An 18,869-nucleotide genomic window follows, 5' to 3' on the forward strand; every position below is an offset into this window, starting at 1 on the left:
TGGTCGACGCGACGTTGTCAGAAAGCCGAAAAGCAAAAAACCACCCGCGTTTGACCGCGGGTGGTTCGGTTCGTTCGCTTGACTTCAAGCGCGTGTCTTATGCCGCCGTGTGGCTCATGCGGACGTCTTCGTCCGTCAGGATGCCGCTGGCGCGCAAGAGGGCTGCGAAGCGGCCATTGCTCTGGCTGAGCTCGTTGAAACCGCCCATTTCGACGACGCGGCCCTGATCCATGAAGATTACCAGGTCGGCCTCGCGCACCGTCGACAGGCGGTGTGCGATGATGAAGGTCGTGCGGTTCTTGCGCAGGGCATCGATCGCATCCTTCACGCGGGCCTCGGTTTCGACGTCGAGCGCGCTGGTCGCCTCGTCGAGCACCAGGATCGGCGCGTTCTTGAGGATGGCGCGGGCGATGGCCACACGCTGGCGTTCGCCGCCCGACAGACGGTTGCCGCGTTCGCCGACCACCGTGTCGTAGCCGCCCGTCCGGCCCTCGATGAAGTCGCAGGCGGCGGCCGCTTCGGCGGCAGCCATGACTTCCTCGATCGTCGCATCGTCACGGCCGAGGCGGATGTTGTCTGAGATCGAACGGTTCATCAGGCCCGCGTCCTGGAAGACGGTGGCGATCGAGCGGCGCAGCGACTTGCGCGTTACCTTCGAGATATCGTTGCCATCGATCAGGATCTGGCCATCACGCGGATCGTGAACACGCTGCAGCAGGTTGACGAGCGTCGTCTTGCCGGCACCCGTCGGGCCGACGATCGCGATCGTCTGGCCGGCCTTGGCCGTGAACGAGACGTTGTGCACGCCCTGGTTCGTGTTGGCAAAGTCGAAGGAGACGTTGCGGAACTCGACTTCGCCGACAGCTGGCGGCAGTTCAGTCGCGCCTGCCGGCTCGTCACGTTCGCGCACGGCGTCTTCGAGCTGGAAGAAGTCTTCGAGCTTGGCACGGGCTTCGAAAATCTGCGTCACGAAGGCCTTCATCTGGTCGAGACGGCCGATCAGCAGGTTGGCAAAACCGATGAAGGCGATGACTTCGCCGACGCCGAGCTCGCCGCGCTGCACCAGCACGGTGCCGATGACGAGGATCGCCATCATCGAAATGGTGGAGGCGACGCGGTTCAGCGCGCTCGCCAGTGCCCACCAGTCGAGCACCGGGAACTGGGCGGAGATCAGCCGCTCGGTGAACTTCTTCAGCTCGCGGGTTTCAGCCTCGATGCGGTTGTAGCTGTGCACGACCGAGACGTTGCTGATGGCGTCGGAAACGTGGGAGAAAACCGTATGATAGTGGTTCTCGACCGAGGCCTGACCTTCCTTGGTGCGGCTCATCACCGCCTTGCTGATCATGACATAGGCCGCGCCGAGCACGAGAAGGACGAGCGAGAGGCGCACGTCCATGGCAAAGGCGGTCGGAATGAGCAGCATCAGCGCGACGGCCGTAGCCAGGTGCTGGCGCATGAATTCGAGCCAGAGACCGAATAGGGTTTCGCAGGCGCGCAACAGCGTGTGCAGCGCGTTGGACGTGCCGCGCTGGCTATGCCAGGCGAGCGGCATGGAAACGATCCGTCCAAAGGCTTCCGTCAGGAGCGTGGCGCGGCGGCCATGGGCCAGCCGGTCCGCCTCGCGGGCAACGAGCACGAAGGCGACGGTGTTGAAGACGCCGAGGCCAGCCCACATCAAAAGCATCGGCGTGACCTCGCCCTTTGACGAGATGGCGTCGATGATGCGCCCGAACAGGATCGGTTCGGCAATCGAGATGGCTGCCAGAACGACGTTGGCGAGGACGATCGCCGAGACACGAAACTTGTGAACCGCAAGATACTGGAGCGCTCTTGCATACACTTGGAACAATGACACTGTCTCACCCCTTCCGGGTACCGGATTTGACGCGCCGCAGTCCTTCTGCGGCGGATGCACCCGCGTCCTCGAGCTACGGTTGGCGGGCTTGGGCTCCGCCCCTATACACTCGGGGCCGCGCTGAGACGGTCTTTTGCGGCAAAGGGAAGCCGTAGCCGGACGCATGGACAGCCACTCGTTTTCCCGTTTCGCTCGCATGCGAGCTTGGCGAGAATATTCATAGTCTGCTATCTGTCGTGCCAACTCCGATTTCTTGCATATTTCGCATAAGACCGGGCGTGGTATGAGGGATTATCGCGGGTGCAACATGAATGGTCGCTGAACGGTGCCTTTATGTCCGGATTCGGAAATGCGACCATATGCATCTACCTGGAAGGTGATCCATGAACATTACGCTGCTCGTACAGTTTCTCGCGCTTCTGGAGGAGATGAAGACACGCGAGGAAATCGTCCCGGAATTCGAGCGCCTGCTCGATCGCTGCGGCTTCGACTTCTACGGTGTCGTTCGGCAGCCGAAACCGCATGACAATCCGCTGCGGCTGCTGCTCGCCGGCCGCTGGCCGGAAGGCTGGCCGCAGATCTACATCCGCAAGAAGTTCGTGGTGATCGATCCGACCATCCGCTATCTCGGCCATGCGCAGCGCGGCTTCCGCTGGCGTGACACGCTGTTTGCCTTCCGCTCCGATCCACATCGCAAGCGCATGGAAAGCATGATGATCGAGGCCAGAAACCACGGTCTCTACGATGGCTACATCTTTCCGGTGCACGGCCGGCGCGGCCTGCTCGGCAACCTGACGGTCGGCGGTCGCGTCGTCGACTTGAGCCCGGTCGAGATCAGCCTCTTCGACGCCATCGCCAAGCGGCTGTTCTGGAAGCTTCTGGAGCTGACCGATCCCGAGGTTTCGGCCGAACTCGGCTCGCGCGTCGAGGTGCAGATGACGCGGCGCGAAATGGAAGCGCTCAACTATCTCGCCGACGGCATGACTTCGAACGACATAGGCAAGGTGCTCGATATCTCGAGCCATACGGTCGACTGGTATATGAACGGCATCCAGGAGAAATTGAAGGGCAAGAACCGCCATCACGTCGTGGCGATCGCCTTCCGGCTCGGGCTGATCTCCTAGAGTCGAAGGCTTTCGGTTTCCTGTCGCATCTGAAATTGCGCTCTGCTCGGTGACTCGCTAATACTTTATTTCGCGGGTGCAGCATTTCCCGCAATATCAAGTCATTGAGGAGACCGACTTGCCTATCTCGAAGATCCTTGTTGCCAACCGTTCTGAAATTGCCATCCGCGTTTTCCGCGCTGCAAACGAACTCGGTCTGAAAACGGTCGCGATATGGGCTGAAGAGGACAAACTGGCGCTGCACCGCTTCAAGGCGGACGAAAGTTATCAGATCGGCCGCGGGCAGCACCTTGCCCGCGACCTCGGTCCGATCGAGAGCTACCTGTCGATCGAAGAGGTGATCCGCGTCGCCAAGCTTTCGGGCGCCGACGCGATCCATCCGGGCTACGGCCTGCTTTCGGAAAGCCCTGAATTCGTCGATGCCTGTGATGCCGCCGGCATCATCTTCATCGGTCCGCGGCCGGCGACGATGCGCCAGCTCGGCAACAAGGTTGCCGCGCGCAACCTCGCGATTTCCGTCGGCGTGCCGGTCGTTCCGGCCACCGATCCTCTGCCGGACGACGAAAAGGAAATCCACCGCCTTGCGGCCGAGATCGGCTATCCGGTCATGCTCAAGGCCTCCTGGGGCGGCGGCGGACGCGGCATGCGCGCCATTCGCGACCCGAAGGACCTGATCCGTGAGGTGACGGAAGGCAAGCGCGAAGCCAAGGCCGCCTTCGGCAAGGATGAGGTTTATCTTGAAAAGCTGGTTGAGCGCGCCCGCCACGTCGAAAGCCAGATCCTCGGCGATACCCACGGCAATGTCGTGCATCTCTTCGAGCGCGACTGCTCGATCCAGCGCCGCAACCAGAAGGTCGTCGAGCGCGCGCCGGCGCCCTACCTCTCGGATGCGCAGCGCCAGGAGCTTGCCGACTATTCGCTGATGATCGCCCGTGCGACGAGCTATGTCGGCGCCGGCACGGTCGAGTATCTGATGGATGCCAACACCGGCAAGTTCTACTTCATCGAGGTCAACCCGCGCATTCAGGTGGAGCACACCGTCACGGAAGTCGTGACTGGCATCGACATCGTCAAGGCGCAGATCCACATCCTCGACGGCGAGGCGATCGGCACGCCGGAATCGGGCGTGCCGAAGCAGGAGGACATCCGCCTCAACGGTCACGCGCTGCAGTGCCGCATCACCACCGAAGACCCGGAGCAGAACTTCATTCCGGACTATGGCCGCATCACCGGTTATCGCTCGGCGTCCGGCTTCGGCATCCGTCTCGATGGCGGCACCGCCTATCCGGGTGCAGTCATTACCCGCTTCTACGACCCACTGCTCGTCAAGGTTACCGCCTGGGCGCCGAACCCCCTCGAAGCGATCAGCCGCATGGACCGCGCGCTGCGGGAGTTCCGCATCCGCGGTGTGGCAACCAACCTGACCTTTCTCGAGGCGATCATCAGCCATCCGAAGTTCCAGGATAACAGCTATACGACGCGCTTCATCGACACGACTCCGGAACTGTTCCAGCAGGTGAAGCGCCTGGACCGCGCGACGAAGCTCCTCACCTATCTCGCCGACGTCACGGTCAATGGCCACCCGGAGACGAAGGGCCGCCCGAAGCCGCCGGCGGATGCGGCAAAGCCCGTCGTCCCGTTCATCGACGGCGACATCAAATCCGGTACCAAGCAGAAGCTCGACGAACTCGGCCCGAAGAAGTTCGCCGAGTGGGTGCGTGGCGAACGCCAAGTGTTCCTGACCGATACGACGATGCGCGACGGCCATCAGTCGCTGCTTGCGACCCGCATGCGCACCCATGATATCGCCCGCGTCGCCGGCACCTATGCCCGCGCGCTTCCCCAGCTCTTCTCGCTCGAATGCTGGGGTGGCGCGACCTTCGACGTGTCCATGCGCTTCCTCACCGAAGACCCGTGGGATCGCCTGGCCCGCATTCGCGAAGATGCCCCGAACCTGCTGCTGCAGATGCTTCTGCGCGGCGCCAATGGCGTCGGCTACAAAAACTACCCCGACAACGTGGTCAAATACTTCGTGCGCCAGGCGGCAAAAGGCGGCATCGACGTGTTCCGCGTCTTCGACTGCCTCAATTGGGTCGACAACATGCGGGTGTCGATGGAGGCCGTTGCCGAGGAGAATCGCATCTGCGAGGCGGCGATCTGCTATACCGGCGACATCCTGAATTCGGCCCGGCCGAAATACGATCTCAAATACTACACAGCCCTTGCCGCCGACCTCGAAAAGGCCGGCGCGCACATGATCGCCGTCAAGGACATGGCGGGCCTGTTGAAGCCGGCGGCCGCACGCGTGTTGTTCAAGGCGCTGCGTGAGGCGACCGACTTGCCGATCCATTTCCACACCCACGACACCTCGGGCATTGCGGCCGCGACCGTGCTTGCCGCCGTGGAGACCGGCGTCGATGTCGTCGATGCGGCGATGGACGCGCTTTCCGGCAATACCTCGCAGCCCTGCCTCGGCTCGATCGTCGAGGCGCTCCGGGGGTCGGACCGCGATCCGGGTCTCGATCCCGAGTGGATTCGTCGCATCTCCTTCTATTGGGAAGCGGTGCGCCACCAGTATGCCGCCTTCGAAAGCGACCTCAAGGGACCGGCGTCCGAAGTCTACCTGCACGAAATGCCGGGCGGACAGTTCACAAACCTTAAGGAACAGGCGCGTTCGCTCGGTCTCGAAACCAAGTGGCACCGCGTCGCCCAGGCCTATGCCGACGCCAACCAGATATTCGGCGATATCGTCAAGGTGACGCCATCGTCCAAGGTCGTCGGCGACATGGCGCTGATGATGGTGAGCCAGGACCTGACCGTCGCCGACGTCGAAAATCCTGCGAAGGACATCGCTTTCCCGGATTCGGTCGTCTCGATGCTCAAGGGCGATCTCGGCCAGCCCCCGGGCGGCTGGCCGGAAGCGCTGCAGAAGAAGGCGCTGAAGGGCGAAAAGGCCTATACCGCCGTTCCGGGCTCGCTGCTGCCGCCGGCCGACCTCGATGCTGAGCGCAAGGCAATCGAGGACAAGCTTGAGCGCAAGGTCGACGACTTCGAGTTCGCCTCCTATCTGATGTATCCGAAGGTCTTCACCGACTATGCGGTTGCTGCCGACACCTATGGCCCGGTCAGCGTCTTGCCGACGCCGGCCTATTTCTACGGGCTTGCGCCGGGCGAGGAGCTGCAGCCGGAGATCGAGCGGGGCAAGTCGCTCGTGATCCTGCACCAGGCCAAGAGCGAGCCGGACGAGAAGGGCATGGTCAAGGTGTTCTTTGAGCTCAACGGCCAGCCGCGCCTGATCAAAGTGCCGGACCGCAACCGCAGCGCTCAGAGCGCGGTGCGCCGCAAGGCCGAGGTCGGTAACGCCGCCCATCTCGGCGCGCCGATGCCGGGTGTCATCTCGACGGTCTTTGTCTCGCCAGGACAGGCGGTCAAGGCGGGCGACGTGCTGCTTTCGATCGAGGCGATGAAGATGGAAACGGCGCTGCATGCGGAGAAGGACGGCACGATTGCCGAAGTGCTGGTGCGCGCCGGCGACCAGATCGACGCCAAGGATCTGCTGATGGTCTTCGGCGCCTGAGGGTAAGTTCAAACAAACAGAAACGGCCGGATGCGAATCCGGCCGTTTTGTTTTCTGGAAGTAGAGGGGGCGTCTAGCCTGCTGGGGTCGTCCGTCCTGCTCCCCGGACTGAACATCAAGCCCGAGGATGACGGTAGAGATAGACAAGGCTGGCGCAAAGGGTGCCCGACCCACACCCGCCGGATCGTCCTGTGATCCGTCGTCCCCTCCGCTCAGATTTCGTAGTCGTGCGGGGCGCTCAGCGAGGCGATGAACTTCTTGGTACGCTCACGCTCGGGCGCCGAGAAGATCGTCTTCGGGGCACCGCTTTCGACGATGACACCACCATCGAGGAAGATCACCTTGTCGGCGACGCGGGAGGCGAGGCGCAGGTCATGGGTCGCCATGACCATGGTCGTGCCTTCACGGGCAAGCCGGCTCAGGACTTCGACCACTTCCTCCGCCAGTTCCGGGTCGAGGGCAGAGGTCGGCTCGTCGCAGAGAAGCACGCGGGGCGACGGGGCAAGCGCGCGGGCGATCGCCACGCGCTGTTGCTGGCCGCCGGAAAGGGTCGCCGGCCAGGCGTCGGCCTTGTGCGCCATGCCGACCTTTTCCAAGAGTTCCATCGCGCGCGTCTTCGCCCTGTCGGCCGGCCACTTCAGCACCGTGACGAGGCCTTCCATGACGTTGCCGAGCGCGGTCTGGTGGGGGAAGAGCTGGAAGTTCTGGAACACCATTCCGGTCTGCCGGCGCAGGCGCTGGATCGCCGCCCAGCCGACCTTGCGGCCGGGCGAAAATTCGAGCGTCTCGTCCCCAAGCCGGATTGCGCCGGACGTTGGGATTTCCAGCAGATTGATGCAGCGCAGCAGCGTGCTCTTGCCGCCGCCGGATGGGCCGACAAGCGCCGTCACCGTGCCTTCGGCGAGTGTTACGGAAATATCCTTCAGCACGAGATTGTCGCCGAAGCGCTTTTCGATGTGGGAGAGCTCGATCATGCACGTGCCTCCAGGAAGCCGCCATAGCGGGCAAAGCGCCGCTCCAGCCGCACTTGCAGGGCCGAGAGCACGGAGCTCATGGCGAGATAGATCAGCGCCGCCAGGATATAGAGGATCAGCGGCTCGTAGGTGGTGGCGACGATGCGCTGCGCGGTCTGGAACATCTCCGGCACGGTGATGGCGGCGGCCAGCGAGGTGTCCTTCACCAGCGAGATGAAAGTGTTCGACAGCGGCGGCACGGCGACGCGGGTCGCCTGCGGCAGGATGGTGCGACGCATCGCCTGGCTCCAGCTCATGCCGATGGAGTAGGCCGCTTCCCACTGTCCGCGTGGCACTGACGAGATGACGGCGCGGATGATCTCGGAGGTATAGGCGCCGACGTTCAGCGAGAAGCCGATGAGCGCGGCGGTGAAGGCGTCGAGCAGGATGCCGGCGCTCGGCAGCCCGTAGAAGATCACGAAGAGCTGGACGAGCAGCGGCGTGCCGCGGATCACCCAGACGTAAAATCGCGCGATCGCGACGACCGGCGCCGGTCCGAACAGGCGGGCGACGGCGGTTGCGAGCCCGAGGATCAGGCCGAAAATGAAGGAAAGCAGCGTCAGCGGGATGGTGAAGGTGAGGCCGGCCCAGAGCAGGGACGGCAGCGAATCCAGCATCAGTTGGAGCCAGGTGGGCAAGGGGCGGGCCTTTCAAAAAGCGCGATCCGCCCCGGTGTCCGGAACGGATCGCGATTCATAACCGAGAATGGCCGGCGGAGAAACCGACCCGGCGCTCGGGACAGGGGTTACTTCGAGACGTCGGCGCCGAAGTACTTCTGCGAGATCTTGTCGTAGGTACCGTCGGCCTTGATCTCGCCGAGCGCCTTGTTGATCGCTTCCAAGAGTTCCGGCTCGTCCTTGCGGATGATGATGCCGGAGAAGTCGGCGTCAGCCTGTTCGGCCGCGATCTTTACCGGCGCGTCGGGCTTCTTCTTCTTGAAATCGAGGAAGGAGAGGCTGTCGTTTATCGTGGCATCGGCGCGGCCGGTGAGCACGAGCTGGATCGACTGGTCGAAGCCGTCGGTGCCGACGAGTTCGGCGCCGGAGGCGGTTGCGAGCTTGCCGAAGTTGCTGGTCAGCGACTGAGCCGACTTCTTGCCCTTGAGATCGGCGAAGCCCTTGATCTCCTCGTTGTCGGTCTTGACGATCAGCACGGCCTTCGAGGCGATGTAGGGCTCGGAGAAGTCGTACTTCTTCTTGCGCTCTTCGGTGATGCCGACCTGGTTGATGACCGTGTCGTAGCGGTTGGCGTCGAGGCCGGCGATCAGGCCGTCCCACTTGCCTTCGAGGAATTCGGCCTTGACGCCGAGCTTCTCGGCGACGGCCTGGCCGATCTCAACGTCGAAGCCGACAAGAGCGCCGGAGGCATCGTGATAGGTGAAGGGCGCATAGGTGCCCTCGGTGCCGATCTTCAGGACGCCGGCGGATTTGACCGCGTCGAGATTCTCGCCGGCTTCAGCGGAGGCGAGGGCGGCAACCTGCATCAGAGCGGCGGCGAACAGCGTGGGGAGGAGCTTCATCGTAATTTCCATCTTCTTTGTGGTCCGGCCCGTCGTCCGGATTGAGCGGACAATCGCACAAAAGATTGGCGATCTGAGCGTATAAAACACCAATTCCCGAGCGTTTTGATGAAGAATTTTCCTCGAAATGGCGTCGACCACGCGCAAAAGGCACGGTTTGCTCGAATTGCTGGCCCGCGGTGATTTGGCTGACTCCGCGACTTGAAATCGGTTTCAAAATTCGCTATGCACATTTATGGCGATTCATGCACGTTTATGCACGATTGGTAAAAATGTCCGGTGAACTCCTTCTTCGTGAACGAAAGACGCTGATCCAGGAGCGGCTGAAGGCCAAGGGCCGGGTGCTGGCTGCGGATCTTGCTGCCGAGCTCAATGTTTCCGAAGACACGATCCGCCGTGACCTGCGCGAAATGGCGGCAGCGGGGCTTTGCGAGCGGGTCTATGGTGGCGCGCTCCCGGTCGTTCCTGCTGCACACAGCAGTTTGAGCGAGCGGGCGGCGATGGCGCCGGAGCGCAAGGCAGCACTTGCCCGCACGGCGGTCGGATTGATCAAGCCGGGCATGACCGTGTTCCTCGATGCCGGTTCCACAAACCTCGCCATCGCGCAATTGATCGAGCCGGAGCTCCAGGTCACGATTGTCACCAATACGCCGCTGATCGCTGCAGCGCTGATGGAGAAGCCTGGCGTCGATCTCATCCTGCTTGGCGGGCCACTCAACCGTGCGGTCGGTGCGGCCATCAGCGCGCGGGCGCAGCGCGACGCCGAACTGCTCAGGCCCGATCTCTGCTTTCTCGGCACCTGCGGCGCCGATGCCGAAGCGGGCCTGACGGCGATCTATTTCGAGGACGCCGAATTCAAGCGGCTCGTCGCCTTGCGCAGCCGCCGTCTGGTCGTTGCCATCACCAGCGACAAACTCGGGACGGCTGCCGCTCATGGGATCGTCGATATCGACGACAAGGCGACGCTGCTTCTCGAGGCAGACGCGCCTGCTGAGCATCGCGCGGCATTCGAGGCAGCGGGTGCAGACATCCTGATTGCGGGAGGGGTGGAACAATGACGATAACCCATGTGGCTCTCTGGACCCACGACCTCGATAAGATTGCCGGATTCTGGTCGGCGTTCTTCGGTGCGGAGGTCGGCGACGTTTACGAAAGCCGGCGGCGGCCTGGCTTCCGTTCGCGCTTCCTGACACTCGGCAAAGGACCGGCGATCGAGATCATGGAAGGTCCCTGGGTCGCTCCGGGTGATCCGGCCGAGCTCGAGCGCGCAGGCTTTGCCCATGTCGCGCTGTCGCTCGGCAGCGAACAGGCGGTCGATGCCATTGCTGTGCGCGCCGAGGCCGAGGGCATCCTGGTCGCGAAGGCGCGCTGGACCGGCGACGGCTTCTACGAGGCGGTGCTGCGCGACCCCGATGGAAATCTGATCGAAATCACTGTTTGAGCCGGCCCGATCCGGCACAGAGGCAATACCATGGACCAACGTTCTCCCACTGCAACCGTCCGCCAGGGCTATATGACCCGCAACCGGCTGGCGGTTTCCCTGCTCTTTCTGATGAATGGCTTCGTCACCGGCAGCTGGGCGCCGAAGATCCCCGAGTTCAAGGACCGGCTCGGCATCAGCGAAAGCGTACTCGGCCTCCTGATCCTGATGTTTGGCATCGGCTCGCTGGTGCTGATGCCGATTGCCGGCGGCTACATCGCCCGCATCGGCTCGCAGAAGGTCGTCAAGGTCACGGCCATCATCCTGTCGCCGCTGCTTCTGCTTTTGACCTTGGTGCCAAACGTCTGGGCGGCGGCGATCGGCATGTTCGTGCTCGGCGGTTTCGTCGGCGCGATGGATGTCGCCATGAACGCCAATGCGGTCGAGGTCGAGAAATCGATGCGGCGGGCAATCATGTCCTCCTGCCACGCCTATTGGAGCCTCGGCGGCCTGATCGGCGCCGGCATCGGCGGGTTCCTCATGGCGCGCGTCGGCGTGCTGCCACATGTCTTCGTCGTCACCGTGATCTGCCTGACGTTGATTGCGATTGCCTGGCCGATGATCCTTGCCGACAAGCCGCATCCGGCCGCCGCCAAGGAAAAGCTCCGCCTGCCGATGACGCCGCTTCCCTGGCTGATCGGCATCATGGCGCTGTTTTCGATGGTGCCGGAGGGCACGGTGCTCGATTGGGGCGCGCTCTACCTGCGCAACGAGCTTGGTGCCTCGGTGGAACTGTCCGGCTTCGGCTTCGCCGCCTTCTCCGCCACCATGGCGACCATGCGCTTTGCTGGCGACCTCGTGCGCGACCGCTTCGGCGCCAAGAAGACGCTGCGCATCTGCACGGTCACTGCGCTTATCGGCATGATCATCGCGGGCACGGCGCCGAATGCCTATATCGCCATCCTCGGCTTTGCGATTGCCGGCGTCGGCATCTCCAACATGGTGCCGATCGCTTTTTCGGCGGCTGGCAACATGCCGGGCCTGCAGCCTGGCATCGGCCTTTCGGTCGCGACCTTCATGGGCTATTCGGGCATGCTGTTTGCGCCATCGGTGATCGGTTTCGTCGCCGAGCATACGGGCTTTGCCATCGTCTTTGCCTCGGTGCCGGTGCTGTTCATCGTCGTGCTGATGCTGTCGCATCATGCTCATCATGCCGACCACGCAAAGGGACACTGACGGCGGCCGCCTGCCATCAAATCGCCGTCAGGGCATGATGTCGCCGTTGACAACGGTGCTTTCCTCATCCACCTGATGGACGAAAAGCAAGAGCGGGACGGGCAGAAGTCCATGTGGTTTTCCGCCCGCATCCCGCGCTGAAACGATGAGACCAGGTCACTGGCGTGACCTGGGGACCAAGAGGCCTTCATGTCTGCCGCCTTCGATTTTGATCCGCAGCCCCGCCGCGCGTCCGTCGCCGTCGATGTCGGCGGGGTCATAGTGGGCGGTGGCGCGCCGGTGGTCGTCCAGTCGATGACCAACACCGATACCGCTGATATCGACGGAACGGTGGCCCAGGTGGCGGCCCTCCACAAGGCCGGCTCGGAACTGGTGCGCATCACCGTCGACCGCGACGAAAGTGCCGCCGCCGTGCCGAAGATCCGCGAGCGCCTCGAGCGCCTCGGTCTGGATGTGCCGCTCGTCGGCGACTTCCACTATATCGGCCACAAGCTGCTCGCCGATCATCCGGCCTGCGCCGAAGCGCTCGCCAAGTACCGCATCAACCCGGGCAATGTCGGCTTCAAGGACAAGAAGGACAAGCAGTTCGCCGAGATCGTCGAAATGGCGATCCGCTACGACAAGCCGGTGCGCATCGGCGTCAATTGGGGCTCGCTCGACCAGGAACTGCTGACGCGGCTGATGGACGAGAACCAGGCGAACGGCTTTCCGCTGACGGCCCAGCAGGTGACGCGCGAGACCATCGTGCAGTCGGCGCTCTTGTCGGCGGATCTCGCAGAAGAGATCGGCCTGCCACGCAACCGCATCATTCTCTCCGCCAAGGTTTCGGGTGTCCAGGACCTGATCGCCGTCTACGCCATGCTGTCGGCACGCTCCGACCATGCGCTGCATCTCGGGCTGACGGAAGCCGGCATGGGCACCAAGGGCATCGTCGCCTCCTCGGCCTCGCTCGGCATCCTGATGCAGCAGGGCATCGGCGACACGATCCGCATTTCGCTGACGCCGGAGCCCGGTGGCGACCGCACCCGCGAGGTGCAGGTGGCGCAGGAACTGCTACAGGTCATGGGCTTCCGCCAGTTCATTCCGGTGGTTGCAGCGTGTCCCGGCTGCGGGCGCACGACGTCCACCGTGTTCCAGGAGCTCGCGCAGAAGATCCAGGACGACATCCGCCGCAACATGCCGGTCTGGCGCGAGAAATATCCCGGTGTCGAAGGCCTGAAGGTCGCGGTGATGGGCTGCATCGTCAACGGCCCGGGCGAAAGCAAACATGCGGACATCGGCATCTCGCTTCCGGGCACCGGTGAAATGCCGGCCGCCCCAGTTTTCGTTGACGGCCAGAAGGCGATGACCCTGCGCGGCCCGAACATCGCCGCGGACTTCGAGACGCTGGTTTCCGATTATATCGAGAAGCGTTATGGCCGCGGCCAGGCGGCTGCCGAATAGGCGGTTTCTTCCGGGCAGTTCCAAGCGACGTACAAGGCTCCTGCCGCCCGGAAGCGCGCGGCTTGGGGCCTATCGCCGCGACGTCAGCCCGCTCTCAGGTGGAATCACTCGAAGCGGAAAGACGCTCTAGAGGATCTCGTCCAGCGCTTCGATCAGTCGCGCGCATTCCTGATCGGTGCCGATCGTGATGCGTAGGAAATCGGAAATGCGGGGCTTGGCGAAATGGCGGACCAGCACGGCCCGTTCGCGCAGCGCCTTCATCAATGCCTCGCCGTCATGGCCCGGATGCCGGGCGAACACAAAGTTGGCCTGAGATGGCAATACCTCGAAGCCGCGTTGAGCGAGGTCCGCCGCAAGCTGTTCGCGGGAGCCGATGATTTTTGCGCGCGTTTCCTCGAACCAGGTTTCGTCCTCGATCGCGGCGATGGCGCCTGCCTGCGCCGGACGGCCGAGCGGATAGGAGTTGAAGCTGTCCTTCACCCGCTCCAGCGCCTCGATCAGCGGCCGCTGGCCGATGGCGAAGCCGACACGAAGGCCTGCAAGCGCGCGCGACTTGGAGAAGGTCTGGACGACCAGCAGGTTCTCGTATTTCGAAACGAGTTCTGCTGCCGACTGGCCGCCGAAGTCGACATAGGCCTCGTCGATGACGACGGGCTGGTCCGGGTGGCTTGCGACGAGCCGCTCGATTTCGGCGAGCGGCAGGCCGATGCCGGTCGGAGCGTTCGGGTTCGGCAGGATGATCGCGCCGCAGGGGCGATCATAGTCGGCGATGTCGATCTCGAAGGCGTCGTTGAGCGGGACCTCGACCGTGTCGATCTCGAAAAGCCGAGCGTAGGTCGAATAGAAGCTGTAGGAAATATCCGGATAGAGCAGCGGAGAGTCGTGCTTCAGGAGGCCGGCGAAGATATGGGCCAGCACCTCGTCCGAGCCGTTGCCGACGAAGACTTCTTCCGCCGTCACGCCATAGCGCGCGGCGATCGCCTGGCGAAGCTTCAGCGCCAGCGGGTCGGGATAAAGGCGGAGATCGCTGCTTGCTGCAGCACCGATCGCGTCGAGCACGTTTTGCGAGGGACCGTAGGGGCATTCGTTGGTGTTGAGCTTCACCAGATTGGCGATGCGCGGCTGCTCGCCCGGGACGTAGGGCTTGAGCTTGGAGACGATCGGCGACCAGAATTTGCTCACGGGGCTAGTTCCTGCGGTTGGCGACGAAGCGGGCGGTATCGACGAGAATGGCAGAGCGCTCGCCATAGGGCGCGAGCAGGGCTTCGGCTTCTGCGACCAGTTGCTCCAGCCGCTCCTCTGCCCAGACCTGGCCGTGCAGCGCGACGAGCGTGCCTTTGCCGCGAGCGGCGTCCTTGCCGGTCGCCTTGCCCATGGTCTCTGCGTCAGCGGTGAGGTCGAGCAGGTCGTCGGCGAGCTGGAAGGCAAGGCCGATCTTTTCGCCGAAGTGGCGAAGCCGGGCGCGGTCGTTTTCCGATGCGCCGGCGACGATGGCGCCCGCTTCGCAGGCGAAGCGGATGAGGGCGCCGGTTTTCATGGCCTGCAGCGTCACGATGCCGGCCTCGTCGGGCGGCGACTTCTCTGCTGCCAGATCGAGCGCCTGTCCGCCAGCCATGCCGCCGTGGCCGGCGGCGCGTCCGAGCGCCAGGATCAGCTCCACTTTCTGGCCGTCCGTCAACAGCGTTTCGGGGGCCGCGATGATGTCGAAGGCGAAGGTCAGCAGGCTGTCGCCGGCGAGGATCGCGGTTGCCTCGTCGAAGGCCCTGTGCACCGTCGGCTGGCCGCGCCTGATATCGTCGTCATCCATCGCCGGCAGGTCGTCATGGACGAGGGAATAGCAATGTACGCATTCGAGTGCCGCGCCGACGCGCAAGGATGCATCGAGGCCGCCGCCGAGAAGATCCGCACATTCGATCACCAGGAAGGGGCGCAGACGCTTGCCGCCGTTCAGCACGCCGTGCCGCATGGCCGCGAGCAGGTTTGTCGGTCGCGTGATCTCGTCGACCGCCGTCGCCGAGCCGAGCAGGCGCTCGAGCAGAGCTTCGACGGCGCGGGCATTGCCGGTGAGGCGGCGGGTGAAGGGCGATGTGTCCTGGCTCATGCGCGCTCTTTGGCACGGGCGAAGAGGGCTTTCAACGGGGATTCGTGTCGCAGCGGCGCGCTTTCCCTGGGACAGCCGCCTGGGCGCCTTGCCTTTTACCAGAAAGCCCGTTCAACTTTGCCGGACCATACACTAAGAGAAGCGGATGGACAGCGAGGTGAACAGTCAGGCCGTGAACGTCGTTCCGGAAGCGCGCGAGGAGGGCGAAGTGCCTTCCAGTCGCTGGTCGTCGCTTCGCCGGACGTTGCGCACGAAACGCCGCCAGATCATCCTGGCTGTCCTGGGTTTCGTTGCCCTGCCCTATGTGCTGATCGTTCTCTATCTCTTCGAGTTCGTCCACCCGGTCTCCACCTTGATGCTGCGCGATCTCGTTCTACTTCGCGGCTACGACCGCCAATGGGTCGATTTCGAAAACATCTCGCCGGTGCTCGTCCAATCGGTGATGATGTCAGAGGACGGTCAGTTCTGCGCCCATGACGGCGTCGACTGGGGCCAGATGCGCGGCGTGGTCGAGGATGCGCTTGAAGGGGAATCGACCCGTGGCGCCAGCACCATCCCGATGCAGACCGTCAAGAACCTCTACCTCTGGAACGGCCGCTCCTTCCTGCGCAAGGGCATGGAGCTGCCGCTGGCGGTCGCTGCCGATTTCGTCTGGAGCAAGCGGCGGATGATGGAGATCTATTTGAACGTCGCCGAATGGGGTGATGGGATCTACGGTATCGAGGCGGCGGCCCGCCACCATTTCGGCGTTTCCGCGGCGAAGCTCTCGCGCCGGCAGGCCGCACTGCTTGCGGTTTCGCTGCCCAACCCGAAAGAGCGCAATGCCGGCAAACCCGGCCGTGGGCTCAAGCGTCTGGCGAATTTGATCGAGCGTCGCGCCAGCCGCTCCGGCGGCTACATCACCTGCCTTTATGATTGAGATCAGACCTTTTCATTGGATGCGGTTGCCGGGGGATGTCATCCTGGCTTCGTAGAGTTCTGCCATCTGGGCCCTCTCTCCATTCAAAAGGCCCGATCGCTCCCATGACCTCGATTTCCCCTTCGCTTCTCGCCTTTGGCCGCAACGCGGACACCATTCCGCCGAAGCATCTCGGAACCCGCTACGCCACGGACGGCCGCTTCCTGCGTGAGCCGGGCAACACGGTCGTCTCCCACGTCACCGCCGGATCGCCGTCCGAGACGGCCGTGCTTGCCGTGCGCGAGCGTCTGATGGCGATGCCCGAGGCGGGGCAGTTCGCCTTCACGCATCCGTCCAGCCTGCACATGACGATCTTCCAGGGCATCATCGAATATCGTCGCAGGCTACCCTATTGGCCCGTCGATATGGCGCTCGATACACCGATCGATGTGATGACCGAACACTACTGTGCGCGGCTGAGGCACTTTGCGCCGTTGCAGCCCTTCCGTGCCCGCGTGACCGAGATCACGCCAACCGGTCTCGCGCTTGAAGGCGACAGCGTCGCCGATCGGGCTTGCCTCAAGGCCTGGCGCGATGCTTTCGCCGAAGTCTTCGGCTATCGCCATCCTGATCATGACGACTATGCGTTTCACATCACCTTCGCCTATGTCATCGACTGGCTCGATGACGCGGCACTGCCGCGCTGGCAGGAAATGTTGAGCGAACAACTCGCCTGCCTCAGGGAGCGGGCGCCCGTGATCGAGCTCGATCCGCCGGCCTTCTGCTCGTTCGAGGACATGAACCATTTCGAGGAACTGATCGTTTTCTCGGACAGATCAGCAATCACGGCCAGCAATTAAGGCCAGCATCAAGGAATGTAGATGACCGGACTTACCCTTTACGTCGGCAACAAGAACTATTCGTCCTGGTCGATGCGGCCCTGGATGGCGATGACCGCCGCGGGCATCGCCTTCGAGGACGTGGTCATTCCCTTCGATTTCGCGGCCGGCAATCCTGATATCCGCGCGATCTCGCCGACCGGAAAGGTGCCGCTGCTGCGCCACGGCGATCTGCTCGTCTGGGAATCGCTGGCGATCATCGAATATGTCGCCGAGCTCTTTCCCGACGCCGGGCTTTGGCCGTCCGATCGCCAGGCCCGCGCCCGGGCCCGCAGCTATTCCATGGAGATGCTCTCCGGTTTCAGGGCGCTGCGCGGTGCCTGCCCGATGAACATCCGCCGGGAGAGGCGGGCGCTTCAGGTGGATGCCGACGTTCGCGCTGATGTCGTGCGCATCGAGCAGATCTGGAAGGAGGCGCTTGCCCACTCCGGCGGGCCGTTCCTCTTCGGATCCTTCAGCGCGGCCGATGCAATGTACGCGCCTGTGGTCAACCGCTTCGACGTCTACGATCTCGTTGCGGATCAAGAAACGCTCGGCTACATGCAACGGGTGAAGGCACATTTCGCTTTCCGGAAGTGGGAAGAGGCTGCCCGCGCCGAGCCGTGGGTCGTTCCCGATGACGAGGTCTGAATCGGCGCCGCCAGATCTTGAGTCGAAAAATTGCGGCTGGGGACTGGTCAAACAGCAGTTGCCCATGTATAAGCGCGCCAAATTTCCGTGATTGACATCTGTTTAACACGGCCATTTCGGCTGCTGAACAGTGTTTGCCCGATAAGTGGAGAATGAAATGGCTGTACCTAAAAGAAAAACGAGCCCGTCCAAGCGTGGCATGCGCCGTTCCGCTGACGCTCTCAAGACGCCGACCTACGTCGAAGACAAGAACTCCGGCGAACTGCGTCGCCCGCACCACATCGACCTGAAGACCGGCATGTACCGTGGCCGTCAGGTTCTGACCCCGAAGGAAAACGCATAAGCGTTTCCGTTCGTGGAATGGTTCAAAGGGCTGGCTCTGCCGGCCCTTTTGTTTTGCGTCTGACATTTTCTCGCTTGGACCCTGTGTTATCCGCAGGAGCTAGAGCATCACGCGCCAAGGTGAAGTCACTGGAAGCGGAGAGATGCTCTAGACCCTAAGTGCTGGAGCGTCCTTGGTGCGTTCATGCGAACGCACAGCGCTCTACAGCGCCGCGCGTCTTATCAGACGCGCAAACGTCGCTGTAGCACTTTGAATTGCTGCATGTTTTTGTCCTTTAACCGGCTACGATTAAAGGAAACATGCAGTAGGCCTGAAGACGCCGCAAGACGCGGCAAAGGAGTTCGTGCCCGATGCTCGCTGCCGTTCCGCTGCTGATCCTGCCGTTCGTTGTCTACAATCTCGCGATGATCGGAATGTTCGGCGGTATTGCCGGCTTGAACGCCGAGATGCTGTCGCTGTCCATGCTGTCGGGCGCGACCTGGACGATGCGCTTCGGCGACCTCCTGATCGTCGTCGCACTGCTGTTGCTCTTCGTCGAATTGCTGAAGGCGACCCGCACGAGCACGCGTGTGCTGATGGATCACCTGTTGTCGATGATTCTGTTCATCGCCTTCCTGATCGAATTCCTGCTGCTGGCGCCGGCGGCAACCCAGCTCTTCTTCATCCTGATGACGATCAGCTTCATCGACGTCATCGCCGGCTTCGCCGTCTCGATGCGCTCGGCCGGACGGGACGTGTCGATCGGCCTTTAAAGCCTGTCGCGCAAAAGTGCGCAGCGGTTTTGCGACAACGACATGCGAAATATCAAGAA

At 63.0% G+C, this 18,869-nt stretch carries 17 protein-coding genes; 11 read left to right on the plus strand and 6 right to left on the minus strand.

Annotation, left to right across the window (positions count from 1 at the left end; genetic code table 11):
- Positions 1-97: 97 nt before the first annotated feature.
- Entirely contained in the window at positions 98-1,855 is a 1,758-nt protein-coding gene (locus ACTJKE_RS02855) for a glucan ABC transporter ATP-binding protein/ permease (protein ID WP_057254867.1), read from the minus strand.
- A gap of 383 nt (positions 1,856-2,238) precedes the next feature.
- Between ACTJKE_RS02855 and ACTJKE_RS02860 the strand changes: the two genes are divergently transcribed.
- Both ACTJKE_RS02860 and pyc read left to right on the plus strand, forming a co-directional pair.
- On the plus strand, positions 2,239-2,979 hold the full coding sequence (locus tag ACTJKE_RS02860) for a helix-turn-helix transcriptional regulator (RefSeq protein WP_057254868.1): 741 nt from the start codon (positions 2,239-2,241) through the stop codon (positions 2,977-2,979).
- A 118-nt stretch (positions 2,980-3,097) separates the two neighbouring features.
- Positions 3,098-6,556, plus strand: coding sequence for a pyruvate carboxylase (gene pyc / locus ACTJKE_RS02865; RefSeq protein ID WP_112995636.1), 3,459 nt, complete (start codon positions 3,098-3,100; stop codon positions 6,554-6,556).
- 212 nt (positions 6,557-6,768) lie between these two features.
- Here the strand turns inward: pyc and ACTJKE_RS02870 are convergent, their stop codons facing one another.
- The 3 genes from ACTJKE_RS02870 to ACTJKE_RS02880 form a co-directional block, all read right to left on the minus strand.
- A complete protein-coding gene (locus ACTJKE_RS02870) occupies positions 6,769-7,530 on the minus strand; it encodes an amino acid ABC transporter ATP-binding protein (protein WP_058328026.1) in 762 nt (253 codons plus the stop codon).
- Positions 7,527-8,207: an amino acid ABC transporter permease gene (locus ACTJKE_RS02875; RefSeq protein ID WP_082616163.1), complete on the minus strand. Its 681-nt coding sequence runs from the start codon at positions 8,205-8,207 to the stop codon at positions 7,527-7,529. Before ACTJKE_RS02875 ends, ACTJKE_RS02870 begins: the two co-directional genes overlap by 4 nt.
- Before the next feature lie 107 nt (positions 8,208-8,314).
- Entirely contained in the window at positions 8,315-9,088 is a 774-nt protein-coding gene (locus tag ACTJKE_RS02880) for an amino acid ABC transporter substrate-binding protein (RefSeq protein ID WP_057254872.1), read from the minus strand.
- A 272-nt stretch (positions 9,089-9,360) separates the two neighbouring features.
- Here ACTJKE_RS02880 and ACTJKE_RS02885 point away from each other — a divergent pair, with 272 nt between their 5' ends.
- From ACTJKE_RS02885 to ispG, 4 genes are all read left to right on the plus strand, one after another.
- On the plus strand, positions 9,361-10,146 hold the full coding sequence (locus tag ACTJKE_RS02885) for a DeoR/GlpR family DNA-binding transcription regulator (protein ID WP_093233449.1): 786 nt from the start codon (positions 9,361-9,363) through the stop codon (positions 10,144-10,146).
- On the plus strand, positions 10,143-10,529 hold the full coding sequence (locus ACTJKE_RS02890; RefSeq protein ID WP_058328024.1) for a glyoxalase/bleomycin resistance/extradiol dioxygenase family protein: 387 nt from the start codon (positions 10,143-10,145) through the stop codon (positions 10,527-10,529). The genes ACTJKE_RS02885 and ACTJKE_RS02890 overlap by 4 nt, the downstream gene beginning before the upstream one ends.
- A gap of 30 nt (positions 10,530-10,559) precedes the next feature.
- On the plus strand, positions 10,560-11,744 hold the full coding sequence (locus tag ACTJKE_RS02895; RefSeq protein WP_058328023.1) for an MFS transporter: 1,185 nt from the start codon (positions 10,560-10,562) through the stop codon (positions 11,742-11,744).
- Between the two features lie 189 nt (positions 11,745-11,933).
- The gene (gene ispG, locus ACTJKE_RS02900; RefSeq protein WP_057254876.1) at positions 11,934-13,187 is read left to right on the plus strand and encodes a flavodoxin-dependent (E)-4-hydroxy-3-methylbut-2-enyl-diphosphate synthase; all 1,254 of its coding nucleotides are present in this window, start codon (positions 11,934-11,936) and stop codon (positions 13,185-13,187) included.
- 126 nt (positions 13,188-13,313) lie between these two features.
- On the opposite strand, the gene hisC is transcribed toward ispG, so the two are convergent.
- Positions 13,314-14,369, minus strand: a complete 1,056-nt coding sequence (gene hisC / locus ACTJKE_RS02905) for a histidinol-phosphate transaminase (protein WP_112995637.1) — start codon at positions 14,367-14,369, stop codon at positions 13,314-13,316.
- Positions 14,370-14,373: 4 nt separating this feature from the next.
- Positions 14,374-15,288 (minus strand): polyprenyl synthetase family protein, encoded by a 915-nt coding sequence (locus ACTJKE_RS02910; RefSeq protein ID WP_112995638.1) that lies wholly within the window; start codon positions 15,286-15,288, stop codon positions 14,374-14,376.
- Positions 15,289-15,433: 145 nt separating this feature from the next.
- On the opposite strand from ACTJKE_RS02910, the gene mtgA reads away from it, so the two are divergent.
- The 5 genes from mtgA to ACTJKE_RS02935 all read left to right on the plus strand — a co-directional run bounded on the left by mtgA (position 15,434) and on the right by ACTJKE_RS02935 (position 18,810).
- Positions 15,434-16,207 carry a monofunctional biosynthetic peptidoglycan transglycosylase gene (gene mtgA / locus ACTJKE_RS02915; protein ID WP_112995639.1) on the plus strand — a complete coding sequence of 258 codons (774 nt, stop codon included), beginning with the start codon at positions 15,434-15,436 and terminating at the stop codon, positions 16,205-16,207.
- Between the two features lie 104 nt (positions 16,208-16,311).
- Positions 16,312-17,046: a DUF1868 domain-containing protein gene (locus ACTJKE_RS02920; RefSeq protein ID WP_058321665.1), complete on the plus strand. Its 735-nt coding sequence runs from the start codon at positions 16,312-16,314 to the stop codon at positions 17,044-17,046.
- 21 nt (positions 17,047-17,067) lie between these two features.
- On the plus strand, positions 17,068-17,715 hold the full coding sequence (locus ACTJKE_RS02925) for a glutathione S-transferase family protein (RefSeq protein ID WP_057254880.1): 648 nt from the start codon (positions 17,068-17,070) through the stop codon (positions 17,713-17,715).
- A gap of 157 nt (positions 17,716-17,872) precedes the next feature.
- Positions 17,873-18,058 (plus strand): 50S ribosomal protein L32, encoded by a 186-nt coding sequence (gene rpmF, locus ACTJKE_RS02930; RefSeq protein WP_057254881.1) that lies wholly within the window; start codon positions 17,873-17,875, stop codon positions 18,056-18,058.
- Positions 18,059-18,408: 350 nt separating this feature from the next.
- Entirely contained in the window at positions 18,409-18,810 is a 402-nt protein-coding gene (locus ACTJKE_RS02935; protein WP_440691154.1) for a hypothetical protein, read from the plus strand.
- The last annotated feature ends 59 nt before the right edge of the window (positions 18,811-18,869 follow it).

Source organism: Ensifer sp. 22521 (assembly GCF_052044795.1).
GTDB lineage: Bacteria > Pseudomonadota > Alphaproteobacteria > Rhizobiales > Rhizobiaceae > Ensifer.